This is a genomic window from Flavobacterium degerlachei, assembly GCF_900106645.1.
Classification (GTDB): domain Bacteria; phylum Bacteroidota; class Bacteroidia; order Flavobacteriales; family Flavobacteriaceae; genus Flavobacterium; species Flavobacterium degerlachei.
Map to the genome: position 1 here is coordinate 1 of NZ_FNMV01000016.1, position 21,570 is coordinate 21,570.

Consider the following 21,570-nt stretch of genomic DNA (forward strand, 5'->3'; position numbering starts at 1 on the left):
TATTATCGAAGAATTAAAAGAAAAAGCAACAAGGAAGCTAAAGCAATTGAAGTCGTGTCAATGATTAATCAAGTTAGGAAAACAATGCTCAGGCTTGGTGGTAAGAAATCATATCACATACTAATGAATGATCTTAAGCCGATGAAAGTTGGAAGAGATAAATTATTTGATATACTCAGGGCTAATCATTTATTGATACAGCCAAAACGTAGTTATCATGTAACCACTAATTCTCATCATCGATTTAGAAAACATCAAAATCAAATTCTTGACTTAGAAATATACAGGCCTGATCAAGTGTGGGTTTCAGACATAACATATATCGGAAAACGAGAAAAACCGTGTTATTTGAGCATTGTTACAGATGCATATTCTAAGAAAATTATGGGATATTATGTTGCTGACAACATGAATACAGAAAGCAGTGTTAAGGCTCTTAATATGGCTATAAAGCAGAGAAAGAACAATGAAATACCATTGATTCATCATTCAGACAGAGGATTGCAATATTGTGCGAATGATTACCAAAATACTCTAAATAAAAACGGAATATTGCCAAGTATGACGCAAAACTCTGATCCATATGAAAATGCGGTAGCTGAAAGAATAAACGGAATATTAAAACAGGAATTCATGATTGATAAATACAATTTAGATTTAAAAATCATGAAGCAAATTGTGAAAGAATCTGTCAATATATACAATGAATTAAGACCTCATTATTCTAACTATATGCTGACTCCAAACAAAATGCACTTACAAAGTCAAATTAAAATGAGAACATATAAAACAAAAAACACTTGCAAAAACGTTTTTGCAAGTGTTTAATTAAATATTTTTGTTTAATAATCTGTATCGGTTATTCAGGACGAGACATAGGTAAACGGTATTATTCAGTTACCACTGCATCATTAATTCCAACCACTTCAAGGTCAAAAGTTAAATCTTTTCCTGCTAAAGGATGATTCCCGTCCAAGACGATGCTTTCTTCTCTCACTTCAGCAACAAGCAGATTCATTTCTTGTCCATCAGGAGATTTAGAAACAAGTCCCATTCCAACTTCAGGAGTGATTTCTTGTGGAAGTTCGCTTTTAGCAACCTCTTGTATCAAATCTTCTCTAACAGCACCATACGCCTCATCAGAAGCAATTGTGATGGTTTTTTTCTCATTCAATTTCATATTGATTAAGCCTTTTTCAAAACCTGGAATTAAACGTCCTTGTCCTAAAGTAAATTCTAACGGCTCTTTTCCTTCAGAACTATCAAATACCTGTCCATCAGATAATTTTCCAGTGTAATGTACTTTAACCGTGTTATTCTCTTTAACTTGACTCATAGTTTTATTTTTTAATTTTAAAAAATATTCTTCGCATAATTATTACGCAGCAAATATTTTAGTTTAAACATATGTTTCTACTGTCCGCCAAAACCAAGCCAAAGAGCCCTTATTTTAAAGAAAATCTTAGAAATCATTAAACAAAACAGGCTTTTTTTGACCAAATGGCAGTTTTATCTACTAAAAGTCGCTTTTTGAAATAGATATAGAATCATACCTCAAAATCACTGTTTGCGAACTTGAAAAAATAGCTTTTAATTGTATTTCGGTAACCTATTTTTAGAATCGTATTATAAAATCAGTTTTTAAATTTAAGTAGTATTTGCTCTAAATTTTTCTTTGGCGAAGACTCCAGAAATTCAAAATAGAATCTTCTTAATATTCATAAATAGTTCTATTACTTTTTGACTTCTTACATCAGTAAAATGAGGCTACCGCTCCAAAAAAAAAAGGAATATCAATTATCAAATTGAAGTATATACAATTCAATTCATTACTAATGGTCATAAAAGAGGATACTACTCATGCCGCTGTTTCTAAGTAGTGTAAAGCTTGTGATATCCTGATTTTAGATCTAATCAAAGAATAATTTCATTCGTTTTATTTATCAGTTTCTTTAAAATCTGTCTTTAGGTTGTTTTAAAAAAATGTTTCCTAACACACTTTATTAGCACAAAAAAGAATGTTTTGTTTATCAGACCGTTTTAGTTTGTCATTAATCGGAATCGAGCTTTATAATAGCCAGAATTTGGATCGATACCTTGAGCTTATTGGAACAAAAACAACAAACCCAATTTAGATTTTAAAGCTCATTTTCTCTAAGCTTAATTTATAAGCTTCCTTTTAGAATTAGAACGATAGCTTATTGCAACCGAAACAATAATTAGTAGCTAGCACATCAAATAGTATATTTATTTTAAACATTTTAGGAGCAACAACTACAAAGTTGTCATAGTGCCACATAATTTTCTGCAATAATGGCAGTTTTGAGTAAATCTCTAATGAAATGACTTCTAGACAAAGAGGCTAGCCATCTTTAAAGTGGATCCCTTTTTTACTAGTATCGAGTTTTCTGTAAGAAAAAAATGAAGTAAATTTGAGAATGCATTAAAAAAAGAATCCTCTACAAAAAGCTAAAGAAGACTTAAACTAGCTAAATAAGATTATATTTATCTTTCTTACTATAAAGCAACTATTGGCAATAAACAATATGAAAAATAAAACGATATCATTTCAAAACTCAAAAGGGATACTTCTTTCAGCTAAACTTGAATTACCGGCTGACCAACATCCTAAGGCTTATGCACTTTTTGCTCATTGCTTTACCTGTAACAAAAACCTAACAGCCATTAGAAACATATCAAAGGCGCTAACGCAGAACGGTTTTGGTGTGATTCGTTTCGATTTTACTGGATTAGGAGAAAGTGAAGGAGAGTTCTCAGAAACTAATTTCTCTTCTAATATTCAAGATCTAGAAGATATTTCGACTTATATGACTCAAGAATTGGAGTCTCCTAAACTTTTAATCGGACATTCATTAGGTGGAGCTGCAGCTATTTTTGCAGCTAAAAACATTTCTTCTGTTCAGGCGGTGGCTACGATAGGAGCACCATCATCTCCTCAGCATATTCAACATCTTTTTAAGGATGACATTAATGAAATTCAGGCTAATGGAAAAGCTATGGTTGATATTGGCGGAAGACCATTTTCGATCTCCAAGCAGTTTATTGATGACATTAGCAAAACAAATATGACTGAAGTGGTAAAGTCACTGCGAAAACCACTATTACTGTTGCACTCACCACAAGATACTGTTGTAGGCGTTAATAACGCGGCTGAAATTTATGCAGCGGCCTTGCATCCCAAGAGTTTCGTGTCATTAGATGGTGCAAATCATTTGCTTTCTAACAAGGAGGATTCAATGTATGCAGGTCAAATTATAGCGCAATGGGCTTCTAGATATATTGATAAAAATGACACTAAAAAGCTCACGACTTCTAAACAGGTTGTGGTAAGAATTGGAAATCAAGACCTCACAACTGATATTATTGCTGCAGGACACTCCTTGATTGCTGATGAGCCAGAAGAGGTAGGGGGTAATAATTTTGGTCCATCACCTTATGATTTGTTGCTTTCCTCGTTAGGAGCTTGCACCGCGATGACCTTACGTTTATATGCTGATCGGAAAGAATGGGATTTAGAAGAGGTAATTGTTCATCTTTCGCATGGTAAGGATTATGCAACGGATTGTAAAGAATGTGATCAACCGCAGGCAAAAATTGATCATATTGAAAAAAACATTGAATTAATAGGCAATCTAGATGAAACTCAAAAAAAACGATTGCTTTATATAGCCGAAAAATGTCCGGTACATAAAACACTGCAACAAACGGTTATGATAACATCTAAAATAATAGCATAAAGCCATTTACTTATAAATCCTAAACTGTACTAATGCGCAGTTTAGAGCTAGTACAGAAAAACAATTCAAAAATAGTGTAAAGCTTTCTTTAGTTTTAAAATTTGGCGAAAGCCAATTCCCATATTTACCATCTTTAGGCCGGTATTTACCTTTTAGGATCTGCCAATTTAAGTGAACTTTGAATTCTAATTTAAACCTAAAAAAAAAATTATGAGTCAAGTAGCTAATTGTCCATGCTGTGGTGGTAAATCTAAAATTAAAGAAAAGGATGGCGAAGTTAGCTATCATGCCATTCAGGATGAAGAAACCTTAAATAAAATAGGCCAACTTAAAAAAGCGATGGATAAATTCAAAGAAAAAGCGGAAGCATTGCAAAAAGAATTAAATCTATTACAATCCATAAAATAGCTATAGTATGAATTTAGATCAAAATAAAAAGAACGCGATTGCTTTTTATAAAATGGCTTATGAAGGCAATCCAAAAAAGGCTACAGAATTATATGTGGGCAATGAATACATTCAGCACAATCCTTTAGTAGGAGATGGGATTCAGGCTTTTATTGATTATTTTGATCGAATGCAAAGCGAGTATCCTGTCAAATCAATAGATTTTGTGAGAGCGATAGCTGAAGGAAATTTAGTTGCATTGCATACACACCAAATTTGGCCAGACAATGACGAGTATGTCACCATGGATTTTTTCAGGTTCACTGATGACGGAAAAATAGTAGAACACTGGGACAGCCTGCAACAAATTCCAAAAATGGCTTTGCATAATAACAGTATGTATTAAAAAAAAAGTTAAGTATGACATTTATTAAAAAAAATTATGGCTGGATGCTAGTGGCTATTTTAGCTATATTCCCTTTGTTTGTTATCTTTAAGATGATAAATATTGATTTTTCTAATGGCTTATCGATCACATTAATTGAAGGTGCAGCTAGTGAGGGCAAAACAACATTAGAAATGTTATATCATGTTTCTGGTGAGTTTGCTATACGATGGATGACCGCCGTTCTTACATGCACGCCATTCTTTATCCTTTTTGGTGCAAACAATCTTTTTGTACGACAAGCAATGGGAATTGCTACCGCAGTTTGGAGTTTTATTCATTTTATCCTATTTTTATTTGCCGAAGGTTTTTTAGAAACCTTTACAGAACTAAACTACATAGCTGGTTTTCTCGCTGTTTTAATATTGATTCCATTGTTTTTTACTTCTAATAGAAAATCAATGAAGAAAATGAAATCAAAATGGAAAAAGCTACAAAGCCTCGCTTATGCTACAATCTTTTTAAGTTTGCTGCACGTGGCTATTTTAGATAAAACTTGGATAATTTATGCTGTAATAGTAGGAGTAGGGTTTGGTATTAGAATTCCAGTTATCAAAGATAATTTGATTGGGTTTCGAAAAAAAAGAAGAATCACTAAGGTTTAAATAATTAATAATGAACGTAAGCGAAAAATACAAGGACATTAGGATGCAAACCATCGCGTTTTGTAAGCACCTCCATATTGAAGATTATGCATTACAAGTAGTGCAATTTGCCAGTCCGCCCAAATGGCATTTAGCGCATACTACTTGGTTTTTTGAAACCTTTATTTTAATTCCAAATTCAAAGAATTACACGCCTTTTAATCCTGATTTCAACTTCCTTTTCAATAGTTATTACAACAATGTAGGCGATAGAATTTTGCAAGCGAGCAGAGGAAATATGTCGCGACCAAGCACCGATGAAATTTACAAATATCGGGAATATGTTGATGCTAAAATGCAAGAATTGCTGGCTGAAGTTTCTGATAATACTATAATCGATTTGGTTATTTTGGGTTTAAACCACGAACAACAGCATCAGGAATTATTGATTACTGATGTCAAATATATGCTGGGGCACAACCCTCTTTTTCCTGTTTTCAATAAAGAGTACAATCTGGTAAGTGATGTGAATTCACACACAGGAACGATTAAAATAAATGGCGGTGTTTATGAAATTGGATACCAAGGCAACGATTTTTGTTATGATAATGAGCTAGGTGTTCACAAAGTATATGTTGATGATTTTGAGATCAACAACTATTTAGTGACCAATTCTGATTTTATAGAGTTTATGGAAGCTGGCGGTTATGCTGACTTTAATCTTTGGCTAGACGATGGATGGTCTTGGGTAAATGCTAACAATATTAATTCTCCTATGTATTGGCACAAAATAGAGGGAGATTGGCATTGTTACAGCCTTAGTGGTTTGCAAAAAATTGATCCATTGGCAGTCTTGTGCCACATTAATTATTATGAAGCGAATGCTTTTGCTGAATGGAAAGGAATGCGATTACCTACAGAGTTTGAATGGGAAATTGCCGCCCAGCAATTAGACTGGGGTAAACGTTGGGAATGGACAAACAGTGCTTACTTAGCATATCCAAGATTCAAAAAAGAAAATGGTGCTGTAGGCGAATACAATGGCAAGTTTATGAGCAACAGAATGGTGCTGAGAGGAGCGTCTGTAGCTACTTCAAAAGATCATAGCAGAACTACTTATCGCAATTTTTTTAACCCAACGGAACGCTGGCAATATACCGGAATCCGATTAGCTAAATAAGATGATTGAAACTTTCAAAAATGATGTAGAAAAAGGACTCAATACAACTCCCAAAATACTTCCGTCAAAATATTTTTATGATAAAAAAGGAGATGCTCTTTTTGTAGAAATAATGAATCTGCCGGAATATTATCTAACGCGATGTGAATTGGATATTTTTCAGAATAAAACACAACAACTAATTGATAAACTTCAACTTAGGCCCAATAGCTATTTTGAATTAATTGAATTAGGAGCTGGAGATGGTTTAAAAACTAAAGAATTACTGCGATTATTAGATTCACAAAATTTTAAGTTTGACTATTTACCCATAGATATCTCTATAAATTCCCTGAAGCTTTTAGAACAAGATTTAAAGAAAGAATTGCCCAATGTTTCTGTACAAACACAACAGGGCGATTATTTTGAGGTTTTAGCTTCTTTAAAAATGAGTTCAGCTCCTAAAATCGTGTTGTTTCTGGGTTCTAATATTGGGAATATGACTGATGAACAGGCCGCTCAGTTTATCTATAATTTAGGTGCTAATCTTCAGGCTGGTGATCAATTACTGTTAGGCGTTGACTTGATAAAACCTAAGGAATTAGTACTAGCTGCTTATGATGATAGTAAAGGTATTACAGCTCAATTCAACCTGAATCTTTTAGAAAGAATCAATGAAGAATTAGGAGGGAACTTCGACTTAAATTATTTTAAACATCAACCCGAATATAATGAGGAAGAGGGGATAGCTAAAAGTTTTATTGTAAGTACAATTCAACAAAAAGTAACCATAAAAGCCGTGGGAAAAACATTCGAATTTGCCGCAGCTGAAAAAATACATACCGAAGTTTCTAGAAAATATAATGATGGCTTAATCGAAAAAATCATTGCCAATACTGATTTTAAGATTACTGATAAAATAATGGACAGCAAAAACTATTTTGCCGACTATATTCTCAAAAGAAGCTAAAAATGGATAAGATGAAATTGGGAATATTAGGATTAGGAAGTCGTTCTACACTATTTTATATCAATGAATTGAATACATTGTACAATCAAGAAAAAGGGGGATATAGCAGTTGTCCTTTTATGCTGTTGAACTCCAATTTTGATACTATCAATTCACTTTTACCAGATACTTCAGATTCATTAAATGCGATAGTTCAAGATTATATTAAAGAATTAGAAAAAATGGATATCGAAAGTATCTTGATTCCAAATATTACGCTACATGAAACTATTGACCGATTAGTTATTAAAAAAAGGATTATTCACCCTATTCATTTAGCTATAGCAAAAATTAAAGAAAACAATTGGACTAAAATCGTGCTATTAGGGTCCTTACACAGCATGCAATCGCAGTATATTAGTTCCGCTTTTAAAGCCAAGGGCATCGAAGTAGCCCTTCCTTCAGAAGAAGATCGATTTCTGGTAGATGAAGTTCGTAAAAGGGTTTATGCTGAAACAGAAACTATAGGCCTTATTGAAGACTACTATTTGCTGATAGAAAAGTATACTAAAGATAATCCAGTAGTATTAGCTTGTACGGAGTTGTCTGTCTTTAAACCTATGAACAACAACAACCTTTTAGATATGGCACAACTTCAAATTATTGAAGCTGTTCAAATTGTTTTATAAACTAGCTTTCAATTTAACTAGTTTGATTTCCTTGAGCATTATTTAATTCATAACAACAGCCCAATTTTTAATTTTATAATCATACAAAATCATGAAAATAGCAGTAACATCAGCAAATGGACAATTGGGATCATCGATAGTAAAGCACTTAATTAAGGTAATTGGGAAAGAAAATGTAATAGGAATCGCCCGAACACCAGAGAAAGCAAAACACTTAGGAATTGAAATTAGAAAAGGGGATTACAACAGCCGTGAAGAATTTGAAGTCGCTTTACAAGGTATCGACGCTGTACTTTTGCTCTCGGGTATGGACGAACCTCAAAAGAGGATTCAACAACACCGCAATGTTATTGAGGCTGCAAAAGCTAACGGTGTCAAAAAAATAGTGTATACGAGCATCGTAGGAGACGAAGAGAAAAATGCTTTTAGCCCCGTTGTGCAAAGCAATCGTCAAACCGAACTTGATGTGCAAAACTCAGGAATGGAATGGGTTATTGGTCGGAACGGGATTTATATTGAACCTGATTTAGAATACATTGACAATTATGTGAAAGAAGGTGAAATACGTAATTGTGCCGGAGAAGGAAAATGCGCGTATACAAGTCGCGAAGAGCTAGGTTATGCTCATACAAAAATGATCACTGAAGCTGAACACAACGGAGAAATTTATAATTTAGTTGGCGAAGCCATAACTCAAACAGAACTTGGCTCTTATATCAATGAGGTGTACAATACTAACTTTGGCTATCATTATATCTCTTCAGAAGTTTATGCCATTGAAAGAAAAGCAGAACTAGGCGATTTTATAGGATCTGTAGTAACTGGAATTTATGAAGGCATACATAGCGGTGCTTATTATGTTCCTTCTGATTTTGAAAAAGCTACGGGTAGAACACACAAATCAGCAATTGAAATGATTAAGGCATTCAAAAACAAATAAAATAATAGGGTGGTTAGGCTTAGATCCAAGTCACGGTATTCTTACAGGAAATAAGTATTTCCCGATTGCTTCAAGTGCGCACTTCTCAAACACAATGCCCGTTCCTGGAGTTATATGAGGTAGTGGAACTTCTAAATTAGAAACCCAACTTTCGATAGAAAAATATAAGTAAACCATTATAGGCTGAAAGTCCATACATTTGCAGTTCCAGACAAAGGTCTAGAAGATTAAAAATTAACCTTGAATTTCACAAATTAATTAGTGCAAATCTGTGAAATTTGTCCTGAAAAATAGTTGCAGAAGCTAAAGCGAGATGAACTAAAGCGCAAATTTTTAGCTATAAATACATCAAGATTAAATTTATGAAAATATTTCAATGTGGTCATTGTGCTCAATCTCTGTTTTTCGAAAGTTATACTTGTGAAAATTGTGGGCATTTATCAGGTTTTAGAGATCAAGATCGCAAGATGCTAACCTTTGATCCTCTAGGTATATCTTTGATTTCTGATCAGGAGCACATTGAATATAAGTATTGTAAAAATAAAGAATACAACGTTTGTAACTGGCTAATTGAGAAGAATTCACCTGAAGAATTTTGTAATGCTTGCCAGCTAAACAGAACAATACCTAATCTTTCAGATACTGAAAATTTTGAAAAATGGAAAAATCTTGAAATTGCAAAGCACCGCTTGATTTATCAACTTCAAAAAATTGGACTTCCACTGCCAAGTAAAATAATCAATGACGAAGGATTGTGTTTTGACTTTGTTGTAAAACAAAATGATCCTGATTTAATGACAGGTCACGCAGACGGAGTTATTACTATCCTCTTAAGTGAGGCAGATTCTGCCCTAAGAGAGCAAATGCGAAAACAATTTCTAGAACCTTATCGCACATTGATTGGCCATCTTAGACATGAAGTAGGTCACTATTTCTGGGATCGTTTAATATATACTAACGAGCAATTATTAACCGAGTTTAGAGCCATTTTTGGAGACGAACAAGTGAGTTATGCCGATGCTTTGCAAAAATATTACAAGGAAGGAGCTCCAGCACATTGGCAAAAGTCATTTGTTAGCAAATATGCTACATCACATCCGTGGGAAGATTGGGCCGAAACTTGGGCACACTACCTCCATATTATGGATATGCTAGAAACAGCCTATTTTTTTGGTTTAAATGTGAAGCCAATCGATCCGTCAAACACTATGAAAGCTAATGTTTCTTTCGACCCTTATACTGTAGCTAATTTTGATGTGATTATCGAGACTTGTATTCCTTTATCATTTGCCGTCAATAGTATCAATAGAGCAATGGGAATTCCTGATGTTTATCCATTTATTATTACACCGAATATGGTTGAAAAAATGAAGTTTATTCATAAAATGCTATTACCAAAACGCTAGAAAAACTAGAAAAAAAAATTCATTTTTATATTTAAATAAGCAGCCATAACCATTGGATTATTAGACTAAAAAGTATGCTGTAATAGTTTATATTTTTTGAGCATGTCCCTTTAGTTAACTTCGTCGTTCCTCCTCGTTACTTTTGGGTCGGGCTATTCGCTATATCTTTTATTCCGCAAGCTCCATAAAAGGATACCACTACTATCCCTCATGCAAATTTGACTAAGAGAAATGATGGAGTTTTTAGACTAAATCAAAAATTTGTATTAAGATATTTTAGGTAGTAGAGTAGTGACTGCCTTTTAAATACTACTTTGGGATGTTTTTGCTATTTCGTATCTCATTTGCTTTACAGTAAAAGTACTTCCATCATGGCTCCAGCCGGGAGCGCCAAAAACATACTTGAACTTGTGATATTAATTGTTTGATTTTTTCATGTCTTCCCAAATATTTTTGTACTCAGGCGTTAAAATAACATATAGATTATAAAAAGCATTCTAAAAGTTAGTCAAAATCCGGAAATTCACGATTGAATTGTTTGAGAATCTGTTGCTGCCCAAGGTTTAGTTCATCAACTACCTTAATGGATTTAGACAATTGGCTTATGATGAAATTATATTCAAAAACTAATTTTAAATTTGTCCTTACTGTTGGGTTCAGACTACAAAATTATATCGAGAACTGATTTCAAAAAATGGAATTGGTCTCGATTTTTTTTGGAACGAAGTAGATATGATGTTCGAAGAGATCATTATCCCCGAAATTTCAAAATTTGGCAATTTATTATCATAATGCATTCTTTAATTGGACTGCATTTTTTTATTTTTATGCTTTACAGTAAATAACGTTCAAGCGAACTCAAAAAATATACATAATGGCAAGTACTACAACTATAAATCCGTCAACAGGAGAAAAAATAGCAGATTACAATCGTCTTTCGATAAATGAAACAAAAGATAAAATTGCTCAATCAAGAAAGGCATATGAAAGCTGGAAACAAAAAACGTATGAAGAACGAGCTCAACTGATGCACAAATTAGCGGATGTTCTAGATGAAAATAAAGAAGAATACGCGCAGTTAGCCACTAGAGAAATGGGGAAAACTATTGGTCAGTCCCGCAAAGAAATTGAAAAATGTGCATTAGTATGTAGGTACTACGCAGATAATTCCAAAGGTTTATTGTCAGACGAAATCGTAAAAACGGAGGCTACCAAAAGTTATGTCACTTTTCAACCCATCGGAGTAGTTTTAGCCGTTATGCCTTGGAATTTTCCTTTCTATCAAGTGATTCGGTTTGCTGCTCCAGCCTTGATGGCAGGAAATACAGGAGTTTTGAAACATGCTTCTAATGTGCAAGGTTGTGCATTTGCACTAGAAGATGCTTTTACTAAAGCCGGATTTCCAGTAGGAGCTTTTACCAACTTGAATATTGACTCTAAACTGGTAAAAGATGTTATTGAAGATAAAAATATTGTTGCCGTAACCCTAACCGGAAGCGATCCTGCGGGTCGTTCTGTAGCTTCAATTGCGGGACAAAATTTAAAGAAAACCGTAATGGAACTAGGAGGGAGCGATGCTTATATCATTCTAGATGATGTCGATATGCAAGAAGCTACTGATTTAGCCACTTTGGGAAGATTACAAAATAATGGACAAACTTGTATAGCAGCAAAAAGATTTGTGGTACTAGACAAAATTTATGATGAATTTTTAGCACTTTTCACAAAGAAAATGAAAGCCGCTAAAATGGGTGAACCTACAGCTGAGGATTCTTATTATGGTCCGATGGCAAGATTCGATTTGCGCGATGAACTACACGAGCAAGTACTAAAAACGATCGCTCAAGGTGGACGATTGGTTTTGGGAGGAGAAATTCCGCTCTGCAAAGGCGCTTATTATCCAGCTACTATCTTGGCTGATTTAGAACTAGGAATGGAAGGTTTTGACAATGAGCTGTTTGGTCCCGTGGCATCTGTAATACGTGCTAAGGACGATGCACATGCTGTTGAATTGGCTAATAACTCTCAGTTTGGTTTGGGTTCTGGTGTATTTACAGGAAATAATGAAAGAGGAGAAAAGCTGGCGCTACAATTAGAAGCGGGTAGTAGTTTTGTCAATAAATTAGTGGTTTCTGATCCTCGATTGCCTTTCGGCGGAATTAAAAATAGTGGATACGGAAGAGAATTAGCTGCTTATGGAATCCGCGAATTTGTGAATACAAAAACCATTTGGATAAAATAATTTAAATGACAGCAGCGATTAAACTTTATAACACCGAAGCATTACAATTGGATAAAAAAAAGCAAGAACCCCTTTAGATGAGGATTGAAACAACTGGATTGAAAAGTTAATATGACATTAAAAGAAAGTAAGATTGCCTTAGGCGGCGGCTGTCACTGGTGCACTGAAGCAGTGTTTCAGTCGTTGCTGGGTGTTGTAAAAGTAGAACAAGGTTATGTGGCATCGATAGGAGATAATAGCTCGTTTTCTGAAGGCGTAATCGTGTATTTTAATTCTGAAGAGATTTCTTTAAAAACCCTAATTGAAATTCATTTGCATACGCACAAAAGTACGTCAAATCATTCGATGCGAAGTAAATACGATCGGCAGTTTACACATTTTCTGAAGTCCAAAGACAAGAAGTTGAGCAAATCATTGAAAGATTTCAAGTGCTATTTGAAAACAAATTATTGACACAAGTATTTCCATTTCATAATTTTAAAGCTTCAAGATCCGAAATAACCAATTACTATTATAAGAATCCAAAGAAACCTTTCTGCGAAAGCTTTATAAACCCTAAATTGAAACTGCTATTAGATCAGTTTTCAAGCGCAGTCAATCAAGAGAAATTAAAACATCTAAAATAAATTATAACCATATTAATTGTATGTCAAAGACAGAAATACAGCTGCTGATTAACTATTAAGCTGGTTATTTTGCCTTTTTTTATAATTTTATGTTGGTAATTTTTCAGCATAAAACTCCTGTTCAAAATCATACTATTTCTTTTTTACCACATAGTATCAAAATAATGAAAGGTTTGTATTTAGTATTACCGGCATTCCATACTTTTATTTATTTCGACTTGGCTTAGTTATTTTAACCAGATATGCTTTAAAACCTTTAAAATAAAATTAATGACGTTATCTTTGCTATACACCGAAGGCAATAAACATGGAATCAAATAAGAAAATTACAATAATTGGAGCAGGAATTAGCGGATTAATAGCCGCTATAGAACTAGAAAAATTAGGTTTTAATCCCATAGTTATTGAAGCTACTGATCGTGTTGGCGGCCGTGTTAAAACAGATATTGTCGATGAATTTCAATTGGATCATGGATTTCAGGTACTTTTAGAAGCGTACCCAAAAGCAAAGAAATATCTAAATTACAAAACGTTAGAACTCCAAAAATTAATACCAGGAGCCGTTATTTATAAAAATAGGGAAACCACATTAATTGGTGATCCACTAAGGGATTTTTCACTATTGGTACCAACGATTTTGGCTAATGTGGGTTCGATAAAAGACAAACTTGCCATTTTTAAATTGAATTTAGAACTCAAAAACAAATCCCTAGAGGCTATTTTTGATTCTGAACAAGTAAGTACACTGCAATATTTAAGGGACAAAGGTTTTTCTGAACGTATTATTAAAAATTTTTTCAAACCTTTTTTTAGCGATATCTTTTTAGAAACAGATTTACGCACCTCAAGTGCCATGTTTCAGTTCACTTACAAAATGTTTGGTGAAGGTTTGGCAGTTATCCCAAAAGATGGTATTCAGGCCATTCCCAATCAGTTAAAATCACAACTGACCAAAACAGTATTCAGATTCAATACCAGAGTAAAAACAGTGGAAGAGGGGTGTATCGTTTTAGAAGACGATTCCGTTATCACATCAGATATTATCGTAATTGCGACCGATGCTTCCAAAATACTAGGTTTGGAAAAGCCTGTTGTTTGGAAATCCTGTGATAATCTTTATTTTGAAGTGGAACAGAATACTTTGAAAAAACCAATTATAGGTTTACTAGCTAATAATGATTCCTTAATAAACAATATTTTTTACACTACAAGCGTTGCTAATAACAACAAATCGAAAGGACATTTACTTTCGGTTACAATTGTCAAGAGTCATAATTTGGGTGAAACAAACTTAATTAGTCAGGTTAAATCCGAGCTGAAAAACAACTGCGGCATTATTGCCGGGCGCTTTGTAAAACGGTACAGAATAAAAAAAGCACTCCCAGATTTAGAACGAGTTGATTATAAAGGTAATGAAGACAATTTTAAGTTTTCTGAAACTATTTATCTAGCTGGAGATACGCAGCTTAACGGTTCTTTAAACGCGGCTATGACAAGTGGAGAAGCTGTTGCTAAGTTAATCGCTGAGCGTTTTAAATAGTATATAATCCTAATGACCCGTATTTTAGTGCCAATTGATCCGTTTCATTTAAATCTATTTTTGGAGCTACATCAGCTTTTTCAGCTTAAATAATATTCTTATAGCTATTAACATGCTGTATCTGATTTTTTTTTGTTTGGATTGTTTTGGAAATGCGCATAATAGATCTAATTTAGTATCAAACTTTTGCGGCAATGATATTGTATTTCATTTTGCTCAGATAACCGCGGTTTATCAAAAAATTCTAAAAAATACAATCTTCGATGAATAATAGACACGCAACTTGGCTGGAACTTTTTTTCGATTTGATTTTTGTTGTAGCCTTGGGAAAGGTAACTCATGTTTTGGCCTATACCCATAACAATCAATTAGATAAAGGTACATTTTTGAAATTCACAGTGTTATTTCTTCCTTTTTGGTGGATTTGGGTGCTACATACAGCATTTTCAAATCGATATGACACTGACAATCGTTTTCACAGAGCCTTTACATTACTCTTAATGTTCATGCTAATTATATTGTCAATCACATTAGATGGCGATGTTGAAAAAAATCATATGCCTTTTTTACTGGTATACGGCGTTGCAAAAATAATTATTGCGGGATTATATGCGAAGGATGTCCTTAAAATAAATAATCGCCCTATAAACAAAAGTGTAATGTGGGCGATGGGATTGGGAACTCTTCTGGCGACAATAGGGACATTATTCAACTACAAAATAGCCGCTGTGTTACTGACAAGTAGTATTTTTTTTGAAATAATAGTGATTGAAATCGCGCTTAATCATAAAAATTCTACCAAAGCTGCGGACAAGGAACATTTGGTCGAACGCATCGGTCTTTTTGCCATAATTCTATTGGGAGAATCCATCATTTCAATAGTATCTGGCCTAACAAAAGTAGATTGGACGGGCTTAACCATTATAACAGGAGCGGTTGGTTTCGCAATTATAGCCATCATATGGTGGATTTATTTTGACTCACTCAATTTTTTGATAGAAAGCAAAAAAGATAAAAACGGCACAGGAGTTATGTACTCACAGCTTTTAGTCTTTATGTCTTTTGCCATACTGGCAAATACAATAAGGCATGCGATACTGCAGGATTTAAATGATTTAGAATTTAAAATCATGGCCATTTCAGGAATGTTGCTACTTTACATAGGTAAACAGACAGCATATGCCATTAATATACCGGAGCATGGGAAGTATAGAGTTATAAACACTATTATAGCGTTGTCAATAGCCTCGATATCTTTACTACTACCTAAGCAAGAATACATTCTTATAGGAGTCGCATTATCCTTTATGGTGTACATTATAGTAAATTATAAATCCCAGATGAAATTGTACGGTAAAGTAAATTTTTGAAAACTTACTCGATAAACTATTCCTTTTTTCTCTGAATGGTTATAAATGACCATTTATAGTTTTTAAAAAAAGATACGTAAATGAACTTGATAATTTGCGATCGCTTGGAATCGCGTATTTGAAAAAAGACCGATATAGTTGTTCAGATTCGACTGTGCCTGTCCTATTTACTATACTAACTAAATTGAACTATAATTTATATTATGTAAAATAGAATTTATAAGGAATCCCTTATTCAACTTTAAATAAACAAAATACATATTCCTAATTATAATAAAATGACTAGTGCTACCAACACATAATTGTATTTCTAGCTTTCAAATACTTTTAAAACTACATTTTTCATAAATCTTATATTTTACAACAGATATCATTCTTTTATAAATGTTTATTTTATTATTTTTACTGAAAATATTATCAAAAGTAACATGAATACAATTGCAGCGCATATTGCGGATTTTTTAAAAGAATACTCACCGTTTGATCATCTGACAATTCAAGAGTTATCCGAAATTGCTGCGAATATTCGTGTAGTGAATTTACAAAAGCATAAATCCCTTTTCCAGATAAATGATATCGTGCATGATAGTTTTTATGTTGTAGCCTCAGGAGTTATCGATTTATCCATAATTGCTGATGCTGAAGAAACTATTTTAAACAAATGTCATGTAGGTGCTATTTTTGGTTTGCGTCCATTTTTCGCAAAAAACAATTACAGGATGACAGCAAAAGCGCGAGAAGAAAGCATTGTTTATGCTATTCCTATAGCTGTTTTCAGACCTTTTTTGGCTAATAACACTGAAGTTTTAAATTTCTTGCTGGAGAATTTTGCCACCAATACACCTAATTCTAAAGACAGTGAAAGTTTACGGGGAAATCTAATTTCTGATTCGGTTTTCTATACGGACCAACAATCTGAAATGCAATTTTTCCAGACGCTATCCTATAATACTAATCCGTTAACAACGACTGTATACGGCATTGTAAAAGATGTTGCGCAATTAATGGCTGAAACACGAATCAATAGCACTATCGTATGTGAGAATGATGTTCCGCTTGGTATTGTCACTGATACCGATATGTCTTCTAAAATTGCTACCGGCAGATATCCTGTTACAGTTACAGTTGATAAAATCATGTCAAAGCCAGTAATAACGGTTTTGGAAAATGTTTCTTTGGCGGAAGCCCAATTATTAATGTTAAAAAATAATGTGACCCATCTTTGCGTGACTTTAGACGGAACGGATACTACTATTGTAAAAGGTGTGATTTCTGAACATGATTTAATAATTGCACAAGCCAGTAACCCAGGGGTTTTAATCAAGGAAATCAAACGTTCCCAAAGTGCAAACGAACTGAAACAAATTCGAGTACGCTTAACAAATCTTGTTCAAACCTCAATTCAAAAAAATATTCCTCTTACTCATATTGCTAATATTACAAGTGAAATCAATTTTGCTATTTTAAAACGTGCAATTGAATTATCTATTTTGGATTTAGGCTCTCCTCCTGCTCGATTTGCTTGGTTAAGCATTGGAAGTCAAGGAAGAAAAGAACAATTATTGCTGACAGATCAAGATAGTATTTTAATATTTGAGGATGTTGCAGATGAAAAATATAGAGATGTAAAGGACTATTTTGTCACTTTAGGAAAAAGAACGACTTTGACTCTTGAAAAAGTTGGATATGAATTATGTCCAAATGGGCATATGGCAAGCAATATGATTTGGTGTAAGTCATTGACTGACTGGATTAAACAATATGACAGTTGGATGAAAGCTCCAGGAGAAAAGAACAACAATGTAAGCAGTATTTTCTTTGACTATGAGCTTGTTTTTGGAGACCAAAAACTAGAAGACGCTATTAGTAATGTAGTTTTTAAAAATGTAAAAAATAATACCCTATTCTTTGACTATTTAGGGAATGATGCTTTAAGGAAACATTCGCCATTGACTTTTTTCAAAAATTTCAATGTAGAGGAAGAAGGTCCGTATAAAAACATGTTTGATATTAAGACACGTGCCATCATGCCTCTTGTTGATAGTGCTCGTTTATTTACTTTGTATTTTGATCTAAAAGGTATTAACAATACATATGTTCGATTCAAGCAATTATCCATATCTGACCCTAAACACTCTGAAATATACCTGAACTGTGCAGAAGCTTATTTGATTTTATCTAAATTCAGGACCCTCGAGGGACTTAAAAATGAAAACTCGGGACAATATATAAATTTAGAAGAATTATCAAAAATAGATAAGGAAAAACTAAAAAATGCGTTGTTACCAATGAAAGAATTGGAGGAATTAATAAAAAGTAAATTTCAACTGACTCAATTTTCATAGTTATGCTAGACTGGCTAAAACATATCAATAAAGATTTTCCTGAATTCTGGAAATCCTACCTATCAAAATTCGATAAAAAATCGAAGCGTTATGTCATTTTATCTACTCAAACTTCAGGTTTAAACTTCTCTAAAGATGTTATTTTCTCTATTGGAGCTTTTGCCGTAGTAGATGATAGCATCCTTATTGGTGATAGTTTTGAGGCCATTTTATTGCAATATAAATTCCTTCATGACAACAAGCTTTCCAATACCTTTATTATTGAAAGCAAAATGAAGAAATTAGGAGAACCCGATGCAATTATAGAATTGATTGAGTTTATTGGAAATGCTATATTAGTAGGCCATCATATAGATGATCATGTTGAGATGATTAATGCTGCTTTGGAAAGATTAGATTGTGGTCGACTGAAAAATGAAGCTTTGGATATTGATATTATGCATCGAAAACTACATGCTATTACCGATCAGAAATTCACATTAGATGAGTTATCTGAAATTTATAAAATACCCAAAAGCGATAGGAATTCCGCATCGGAAGATGCCTATAAAACATCTTTGTTATTCTTGAAATTAAAATCAAGATTGGGAATCAATTAAGTATACTTTAAGCCACACTTACCCTGGAAATGAAACGCCCGTGATGACTTATGGAAATTGGCTTTAGCACATTTTTAGCGTCATTTACATAAGGAATACCATTTTTCTTATAGACTTGCACATTGGCCTGTAGCTCTTTTATTGCTTTAAAATCACATATTCGGCTAACAGCAACAGTCGATATTTTATCTTTTGAAACTTCTGTTTTAGTATAGTAAATATTCCCTTTACAGCATACAGAACCTGAACTCGCGGTCTCATAATTACATTCTAACTGCAGGGGTATATAAGCCCTAATTCCCGTTTGTCTATTGTAAATCTTATAAGCAGCTTCTTTCCTGCTCCAGAGATTCCAGACCATAATTTCAGGATTCTCAGCATTCAAAATAAGGAGCTGCTCTTTATTGGTGAAAATTTTCTCTAAAAAACCAGGCCGTTGCCAATTGCTTTCTTTTTTGGCTAAAGCCAAATCGACAATATCATTCCCAATCATCTATTAGCTAATTTAGTTTCAATAATTTCCAGAGTTGATTTTACATCAATCATTTTCTCCATCGATTCATTATCGATATGAATTTTAAAAGCATCTTCTACATCTAAAATGATATCCACCAGATTGGCTGAGTTGATATTCAAGTCAGTAATAAAATCAGTCTCTGCGGTAAAATTTTCAATTGCTAATTGATTGTTTGTGTAAGGCTTAATTATTTCCTTTAATTGGTTTAAGGTCTCTTCTTTATTCATTTTTGTTTAAAATTTAGGTGGTATACTTTTTTAAAATAATACAGCCATTGACATCTCCAAAACCAAAACTGGCTTTTGCGATAATATTCAATTCTGTTTCAATTAATTGCTGCGGTATTTTTGAGGCGTCAACTATACTGCTAATCTCGGGATGTATATCCTCACAATTGATATTTGGAAATATAAATCCCTGATGTAATTGTAACACTGAAGCAACAGTTTCAATACTTCCAGCAGCTGACAGACAATGCCCTACCATTGATTTCAATGAATTTATGTATGGAAAATCAGTTCCTTTTCTGCCCAAGGCTTCACTCCAATTCTGAATTTCCAAACTGTCCTTTGACGTAGCGGTAAGATGTCCATTAATAGCATCGATTGAACTAGCTTCAATTCCTGCATTTTCTATAGCGCTCTTTATACATTTTTTAACGGCAGTTGGGTTTGGGGCAGTCATAGTTCCAAGACCACGTTGCCCACCCGAATTGATATTTCCGCCTAGTACTTCTGCATAAATTCGAGCTCCGCGGGCCAAAGCCGTTTCCAGATCTTCTAGTACCAAAGCCCCTGCTCCACTTCCTGGAACAAAACCAGAAGCACTTACACTCATTGGTCTCGAGCCATCTTCAGGAGTATCATTGTGTTTAAAAGTACACACTCGCATCGCATCAAATCCTCCCCAAATATAGGGCCCGCTATCACTGGTGCTTCCAGCTAATATTCGTTTAGCCTGTCCTGATTTTATACGTTCGTAGGCCATTAAGATACTTTCGGCGCCAGTAGTACAGGCAGAGGAATTGGTTGTGACTTGATTCCCCAGACCCAATTTCCCACCTATATAAGCGCTTACACCACTATTCATAGTTTGAGCCACGGCGGTGCTTCCTAATCTACGGGTTTGTAAATCGTCAATTTTATAGATGCTTTCGCGAAATTTATCAATTCCCGAAGTACCTGTTCCAAAAATTGTTCCGCTGTCCCAATCAGGCTCATCAGCTATCGCAATAGATAAACCTGCGTCTTTCCATGCGTCCATACCAGCAATCACTCCGTATAAAATACCAGATGAGTTAAAATTTCGAAGTTCCAGCTCAGTGAAATAATTCAAGGAGTATTCAGTTGAAATTTCCGGCTTTCCTGAAATCTGACAGGAAAACTGTAATCTTTCCAATTCAGGATCCTTTTTGATTCCAGAAATTCCATTTCTTATCGCGATAGTAAACGCATCTAGCCCCACTCCATTTGGAGAGACAACGCCAAGTCCTGTGATTACAACTCTCCTACTCATTTTTTCGCCTCTTTTAAGTTTAGAAAATCTAAAAATTATTTATGAAAACTTATATTTTATTAACTATCATTCCCGCAATTTCTCCCATACAAACTAGCTCACCACTTTCATTTGTCATCCTGAGCTTGCATTTCAACTTTCCAAATCGAAAGTATAATTTCTCTGAAACAACAGTTACTTTTTCATTTGGAAAAACAGGTTTTACAAACTCAACAGACGTTGATGTTAAGGCAATTGAAGTGCTTTCATTAAACGTATCGTCTAACAAGTAAATCCCTAAACAAACCAAGCCAATTTGAGCCATAACTTCCGTCAAAATAACCCCTGGTGTCACTGGATATTCTTTAAAATGTCCTTTATAAAAATCTAAGTTTTTATTGAAAGTAAAACTCCCAGTTACGCCGTTTTCATTAATTTCCGTTAGTTCGTCAACAAATAAAAATGGTTTAGAATACGGCAATTTCGAAATGATTTCCTGATGTGTCATTATATTGTTTCT

Annotated in this window: 20 protein-coding genes and 1 pseudogene; 16 read left to right on the plus strand and 5 right to left on the minus strand. The window is 33.9% G+C overall.

The features are described 5' to 3' along the window. Nucleotides 1-828 (plus strand): IS3 family transposase (locus tag BLV91_RS14500; protein WP_139262350.1); only part of this gene is annotated, 828 nt, incomplete at its 5' end. Nucleotides 829-889: 61 nt separating this feature from the next. Here BLV91_RS14500 and BLV91_RS14505 read toward each other — a convergent pair. Beyond that, nucleotides 890-1,336, minus strand: a complete 447-nt coding sequence (locus tag BLV91_RS14505) for an FKBP-type peptidyl-prolyl cis-trans isomerase (protein ID WP_091434560.1) — start codon at nt 1,334-1,336, stop codon at nt 890-892. 1,210 nt (nt 1,337-2,546) lie between these two features. On the opposite strand from BLV91_RS14505, the gene BLV91_RS14510 reads away from it, so the two are divergent. The 15 genes and pseudogenes from BLV91_RS14510 to BLV91_RS14585 all read left to right on the plus strand — a co-directional run bounded on the left by BLV91_RS14510 (nt 2,547) and on the right by BLV91_RS14585 (nt 19,039). Next, nucleotides 2,547-3,758 carry a bifunctional alpha/beta hydrolase/OsmC family protein gene (locus tag BLV91_RS14510; protein WP_091434562.1) on the plus strand — a complete coding sequence of 404 codons (1,212 nt, stop codon included), beginning with the start codon at nt 2,547-2,549 and terminating at the stop codon, nt 3,756-3,758. Nucleotides 3,759-3,968: 210 nt separating this feature from the next. Continuing rightward, nucleotides 3,969-4,166: a hypothetical protein gene (locus tag BLV91_RS14515; RefSeq protein ID WP_091434563.1), complete on the plus strand. Its 198-nt coding sequence runs from the start codon at nt 3,969-3,971 to the stop codon at nt 4,164-4,166. Nucleotides 4,167-4,173: 7 nt separating this feature from the next. Next, nucleotides 4,174-4,551: a nuclear transport factor 2 family protein gene (locus tag BLV91_RS14520; RefSeq protein ID WP_091434565.1), complete on the plus strand. Its 378-nt coding sequence runs from the start codon at nt 4,174-4,176 to the stop codon at nt 4,549-4,551. A 14-nt stretch (nt 4,552-4,565) separates the two neighbouring features. Further along, nucleotides 4,566-5,195 carry a ferric reductase-like transmembrane domain-containing protein gene (locus tag BLV91_RS14525; protein WP_091434566.1) on the plus strand — a complete coding sequence of 210 codons (630 nt, stop codon included), beginning with the start codon at nt 4,566-4,568 and terminating at the stop codon, nt 5,193-5,195. Nucleotides 5,196-5,205: 10 nt separating this feature from the next. Beyond that, the gene (gene egtB, locus BLV91_RS14530) at nt 5,206-6,354 is read left to right on the plus strand and encodes an ergothioneine biosynthesis protein EgtB (protein WP_091434568.1); all 1,149 of its coding nucleotides are present in this window, start codon (nt 5,206-5,208) and stop codon (nt 6,352-6,354) included. A gap of 1 nt (nt 6,355) precedes the next feature. Next, nucleotides 6,356-7,303 carry an L-histidine N(alpha)-methyltransferase gene (locus BLV91_RS14535; protein WP_091434570.1) on the plus strand — a complete coding sequence of 316 codons (948 nt, stop codon included), beginning with the start codon at nt 6,356-6,358 and terminating at the stop codon, nt 7,301-7,303. Nucleotides 7,304-7,305: 2 nt separating this feature from the next. Then, the gene (locus BLV91_RS14540; RefSeq protein ID WP_091434572.1) at nt 7,306-7,971 is read left to right on the plus strand and encodes an aspartate/glutamate racemase family protein; all 666 of its coding nucleotides are present in this window, start codon (nt 7,306-7,308) and stop codon (nt 7,969-7,971) included. A 91-nt stretch (nt 7,972-8,062) separates the two neighbouring features. Next, complete coding sequence (locus tag BLV91_RS14545; RefSeq protein WP_175514021.1) at nt 8,063-8,911, plus strand: NAD(P)H-binding protein; 849 nt, start codon at nt 8,063-8,065, stop codon at nt 8,909-8,911. A 362-nt stretch (nt 8,912-9,273) separates the two neighbouring features. Further along, complete coding sequence (locus BLV91_RS14550; RefSeq protein WP_091434576.1) at nt 9,274-10,317, plus strand: zinc-binding metallopeptidase family protein; 1,044 nt, start codon at nt 9,274-9,276, stop codon at nt 10,315-10,317. A gap of 874 nt (nt 10,318-11,191) precedes the next feature. After that, nucleotides 11,192-12,559, plus strand: a complete 1,368-nt coding sequence (locus tag BLV91_RS14560; RefSeq protein WP_091434578.1) for an NAD-dependent succinate-semialdehyde dehydrogenase — start codon at nt 11,192-11,194, stop codon at nt 12,557-12,559. 111 nt (nt 12,560-12,670) lie between these two features. Continuing rightward, nucleotides 12,671-13,185 (plus strand): annotated as a pseudogene (locus BLV91_RS14565) (peptide-methionine (S)-S-oxide reductase). A gap of 307 nt (nt 13,186-13,492) precedes the next feature. Continuing rightward, nucleotides 13,493-14,725: an FAD-dependent oxidoreductase gene (locus tag BLV91_RS14570; RefSeq protein ID WP_091434580.1), complete on the plus strand. Its 1,233-nt coding sequence runs from the start codon at nt 13,493-13,495 to the stop codon at nt 14,723-14,725. A gap of 263 nt (nt 14,726-14,988) precedes the next feature. Then, the gene (locus tag BLV91_RS14575; protein ID WP_091434581.1) at nt 14,989-16,095 is read left to right on the plus strand and encodes a low temperature requirement protein A; all 1,107 of its coding nucleotides are present in this window, start codon (nt 14,989-14,991) and stop codon (nt 16,093-16,095) included. A 428-nt stretch (nt 16,096-16,523) separates the two neighbouring features. Then, complete coding sequence (locus tag BLV91_RS14580; protein WP_091434583.1) at nt 16,524-18,440, plus strand: DUF294 nucleotidyltransferase-like domain-containing protein; 1,917 nt, start codon at nt 16,524-16,526, stop codon at nt 18,438-18,440. A 2-nt stretch (nt 18,441-18,442) separates the two neighbouring features. Further along, nucleotides 18,443-19,039, plus strand: a complete 597-nt coding sequence (locus BLV91_RS14585) for a 3'-5' exonuclease (protein ID WP_091434584.1) — start codon at nt 18,443-18,445, stop codon at nt 19,037-19,039. A gap of 7 nt (nt 19,040-19,046) precedes the next feature. On the opposite strand, the gene BLV91_RS14590 is transcribed toward BLV91_RS14585, so the two are convergent. The 4 genes from BLV91_RS14590 to BLV91_RS14605 are packed head-to-tail and all read right to left on the minus strand — an operon-like array spanning nt 19,047 to nt 21,558. Continuing rightward, a complete protein-coding gene (locus BLV91_RS14590) occupies nt 19,047-19,532 on the minus strand; it encodes a 4'-phosphopantetheinyl transferase family protein (RefSeq protein ID WP_091434586.1) in 486 nt (161 codons plus the stop codon). Further along, nucleotides 19,529-19,783 carry an acyl carrier protein gene (locus BLV91_RS14595; protein ID WP_091434588.1) on the minus strand — a complete coding sequence of 85 codons (255 nt, stop codon included), beginning with the start codon at nt 19,781-19,783 and terminating at the stop codon, nt 19,529-19,531. The genes BLV91_RS14590 and BLV91_RS14595 overlap by 4 nt, the downstream gene beginning before the upstream one ends. A gap of 13 nt (nt 19,784-19,796) precedes the next feature. Next, the gene (locus tag BLV91_RS14600; RefSeq protein ID WP_091434590.1) at nt 19,797-21,071 is read right to left on the minus strand and encodes a beta-ketoacyl-[acyl-carrier-protein] synthase family protein; all 1,275 of its coding nucleotides are present in this window, start codon (nt 21,069-21,071) and stop codon (nt 19,797-19,799) included. 49 nt (nt 21,072-21,120) lie between these two features. Continuing rightward, nucleotides 21,121-21,558 (minus strand): 3-hydroxyacyl-ACP dehydratase FabZ family protein, encoded by a 438-nt coding sequence (locus BLV91_RS14605; protein WP_091434592.1) that lies wholly within the window; start codon nt 21,556-21,558, stop codon nt 21,121-21,123. Nucleotides 21,559-21,570: the final 12 nt, after the last annotated feature.

Coding starts and splice junctions, on each gene's coding strand:
- BLV91_RS14595 (WP_091434588.1), bottom strand. CDS start 19,783: ATGAATAAAGAAGAGACCTTAAACCAATTAAAGGAAATAATTAAGCCT.
- BLV91_RS14580 (WP_091434583.1), top strand. CDS start 16,524: ATGAATACAATTGCAGCGCATATTGCGGATTTTTTAAAAGAATACTCA.
- BLV91_RS14525 (WP_091434566.1), top strand. CDS start 4,566: ATGACATTTATTAAAAAAAATTATGGCTGGATGCTAGTGGCTATTTTA.
- BLV91_RS14520 (WP_091434565.1), top strand. CDS start 4,174: ATGAATTTAGATCAAAATAAAAAGAACGCGATTGCTTTTTATAAAATG.
- BLV91_RS14605 (WP_091434592.1), bottom strand. CDS start 21,558: ATGACACATCAGGAAATCATTTCGAAATTGCCGTATTCTAAACCATTT.
- BLV91_RS14560 (WP_091434578.1), top strand. CDS start 11,192: ATGGCAAGTACTACAACTATAAATCCGTCAACAGGAGAAAAAATAGCA.
- BLV91_RS14535 (WP_091434570.1), top strand. CDS start 6,356: ATGATTGAAACTTTCAAAAATGATGTAGAAAAAGGACTCAATACAACT.
- BLV91_RS14545 (WP_175514021.1), top strand. CDS start 8,063: ATGAAAATAGCAGTAACATCAGCAAATGGACAATTGGGATCATCGATA.
- BLV91_RS14515 (WP_091434563.1), top strand. CDS start 3,969: ATGAGTCAAGTAGCTAATTGTCCATGCTGTGGTGGTAAATCTAAAATT.
- BLV91_RS14540 (WP_091434572.1), top strand. CDS start 7,306: ATGGATAAGATGAAATTGGGAATATTAGGATTAGGAAGTCGTTCTACA.
- BLV91_RS14570 (WP_091434580.1), top strand. CDS start 13,493: ATGGAATCAAATAAGAAAATTACAATAATTGGAGCAGGAATTAGCGGA.
- BLV91_RS14550 (WP_091434576.1), top strand. CDS start 9,274: ATGAAAATATTTCAATGTGGTCATTGTGCTCAATCTCTGTTTTTCGAA.
- egtB (WP_091434568.1), top strand. CDS start 5,206: ATGAACGTAAGCGAAAAATACAAGGACATTAGGATGCAAACCATCGCG.
- BLV91_RS14505 (WP_091434560.1), bottom strand. CDS start 1,336: ATGAGTCAAGTTAAAGAGAATAACACGGTTAAAGTACATTACACTGGA.
- BLV91_RS14575 (WP_091434581.1), top strand. CDS start 14,989: ATGAATAATAGACACGCAACTTGGCTGGAACTTTTTTTCGATTTGATT.
- BLV91_RS14600 (WP_091434590.1), bottom strand. CDS start 21,071: ATGAGTAGGAGAGTTGTAATCACAGGACTTGGCGTTGTCTCTCCAAAT.
- BLV91_RS14510 (WP_091434562.1), top strand. CDS start 2,547: ATGAAAAATAAAACGATATCATTTCAAAACTCAAAAGGGATACTTCTT.
- BLV91_RS14585 (WP_091434584.1), top strand. CDS start 18,443: ATGCTAGACTGGCTAAAACATATCAATAAAGATTTTCCTGAATTCTGG.
- BLV91_RS14590 (WP_091434586.1), bottom strand. CDS start 19,532: ATGATTGGGAATGATATTGTCGATTTGGCTTTAGCCAAAAAAGAAAGC.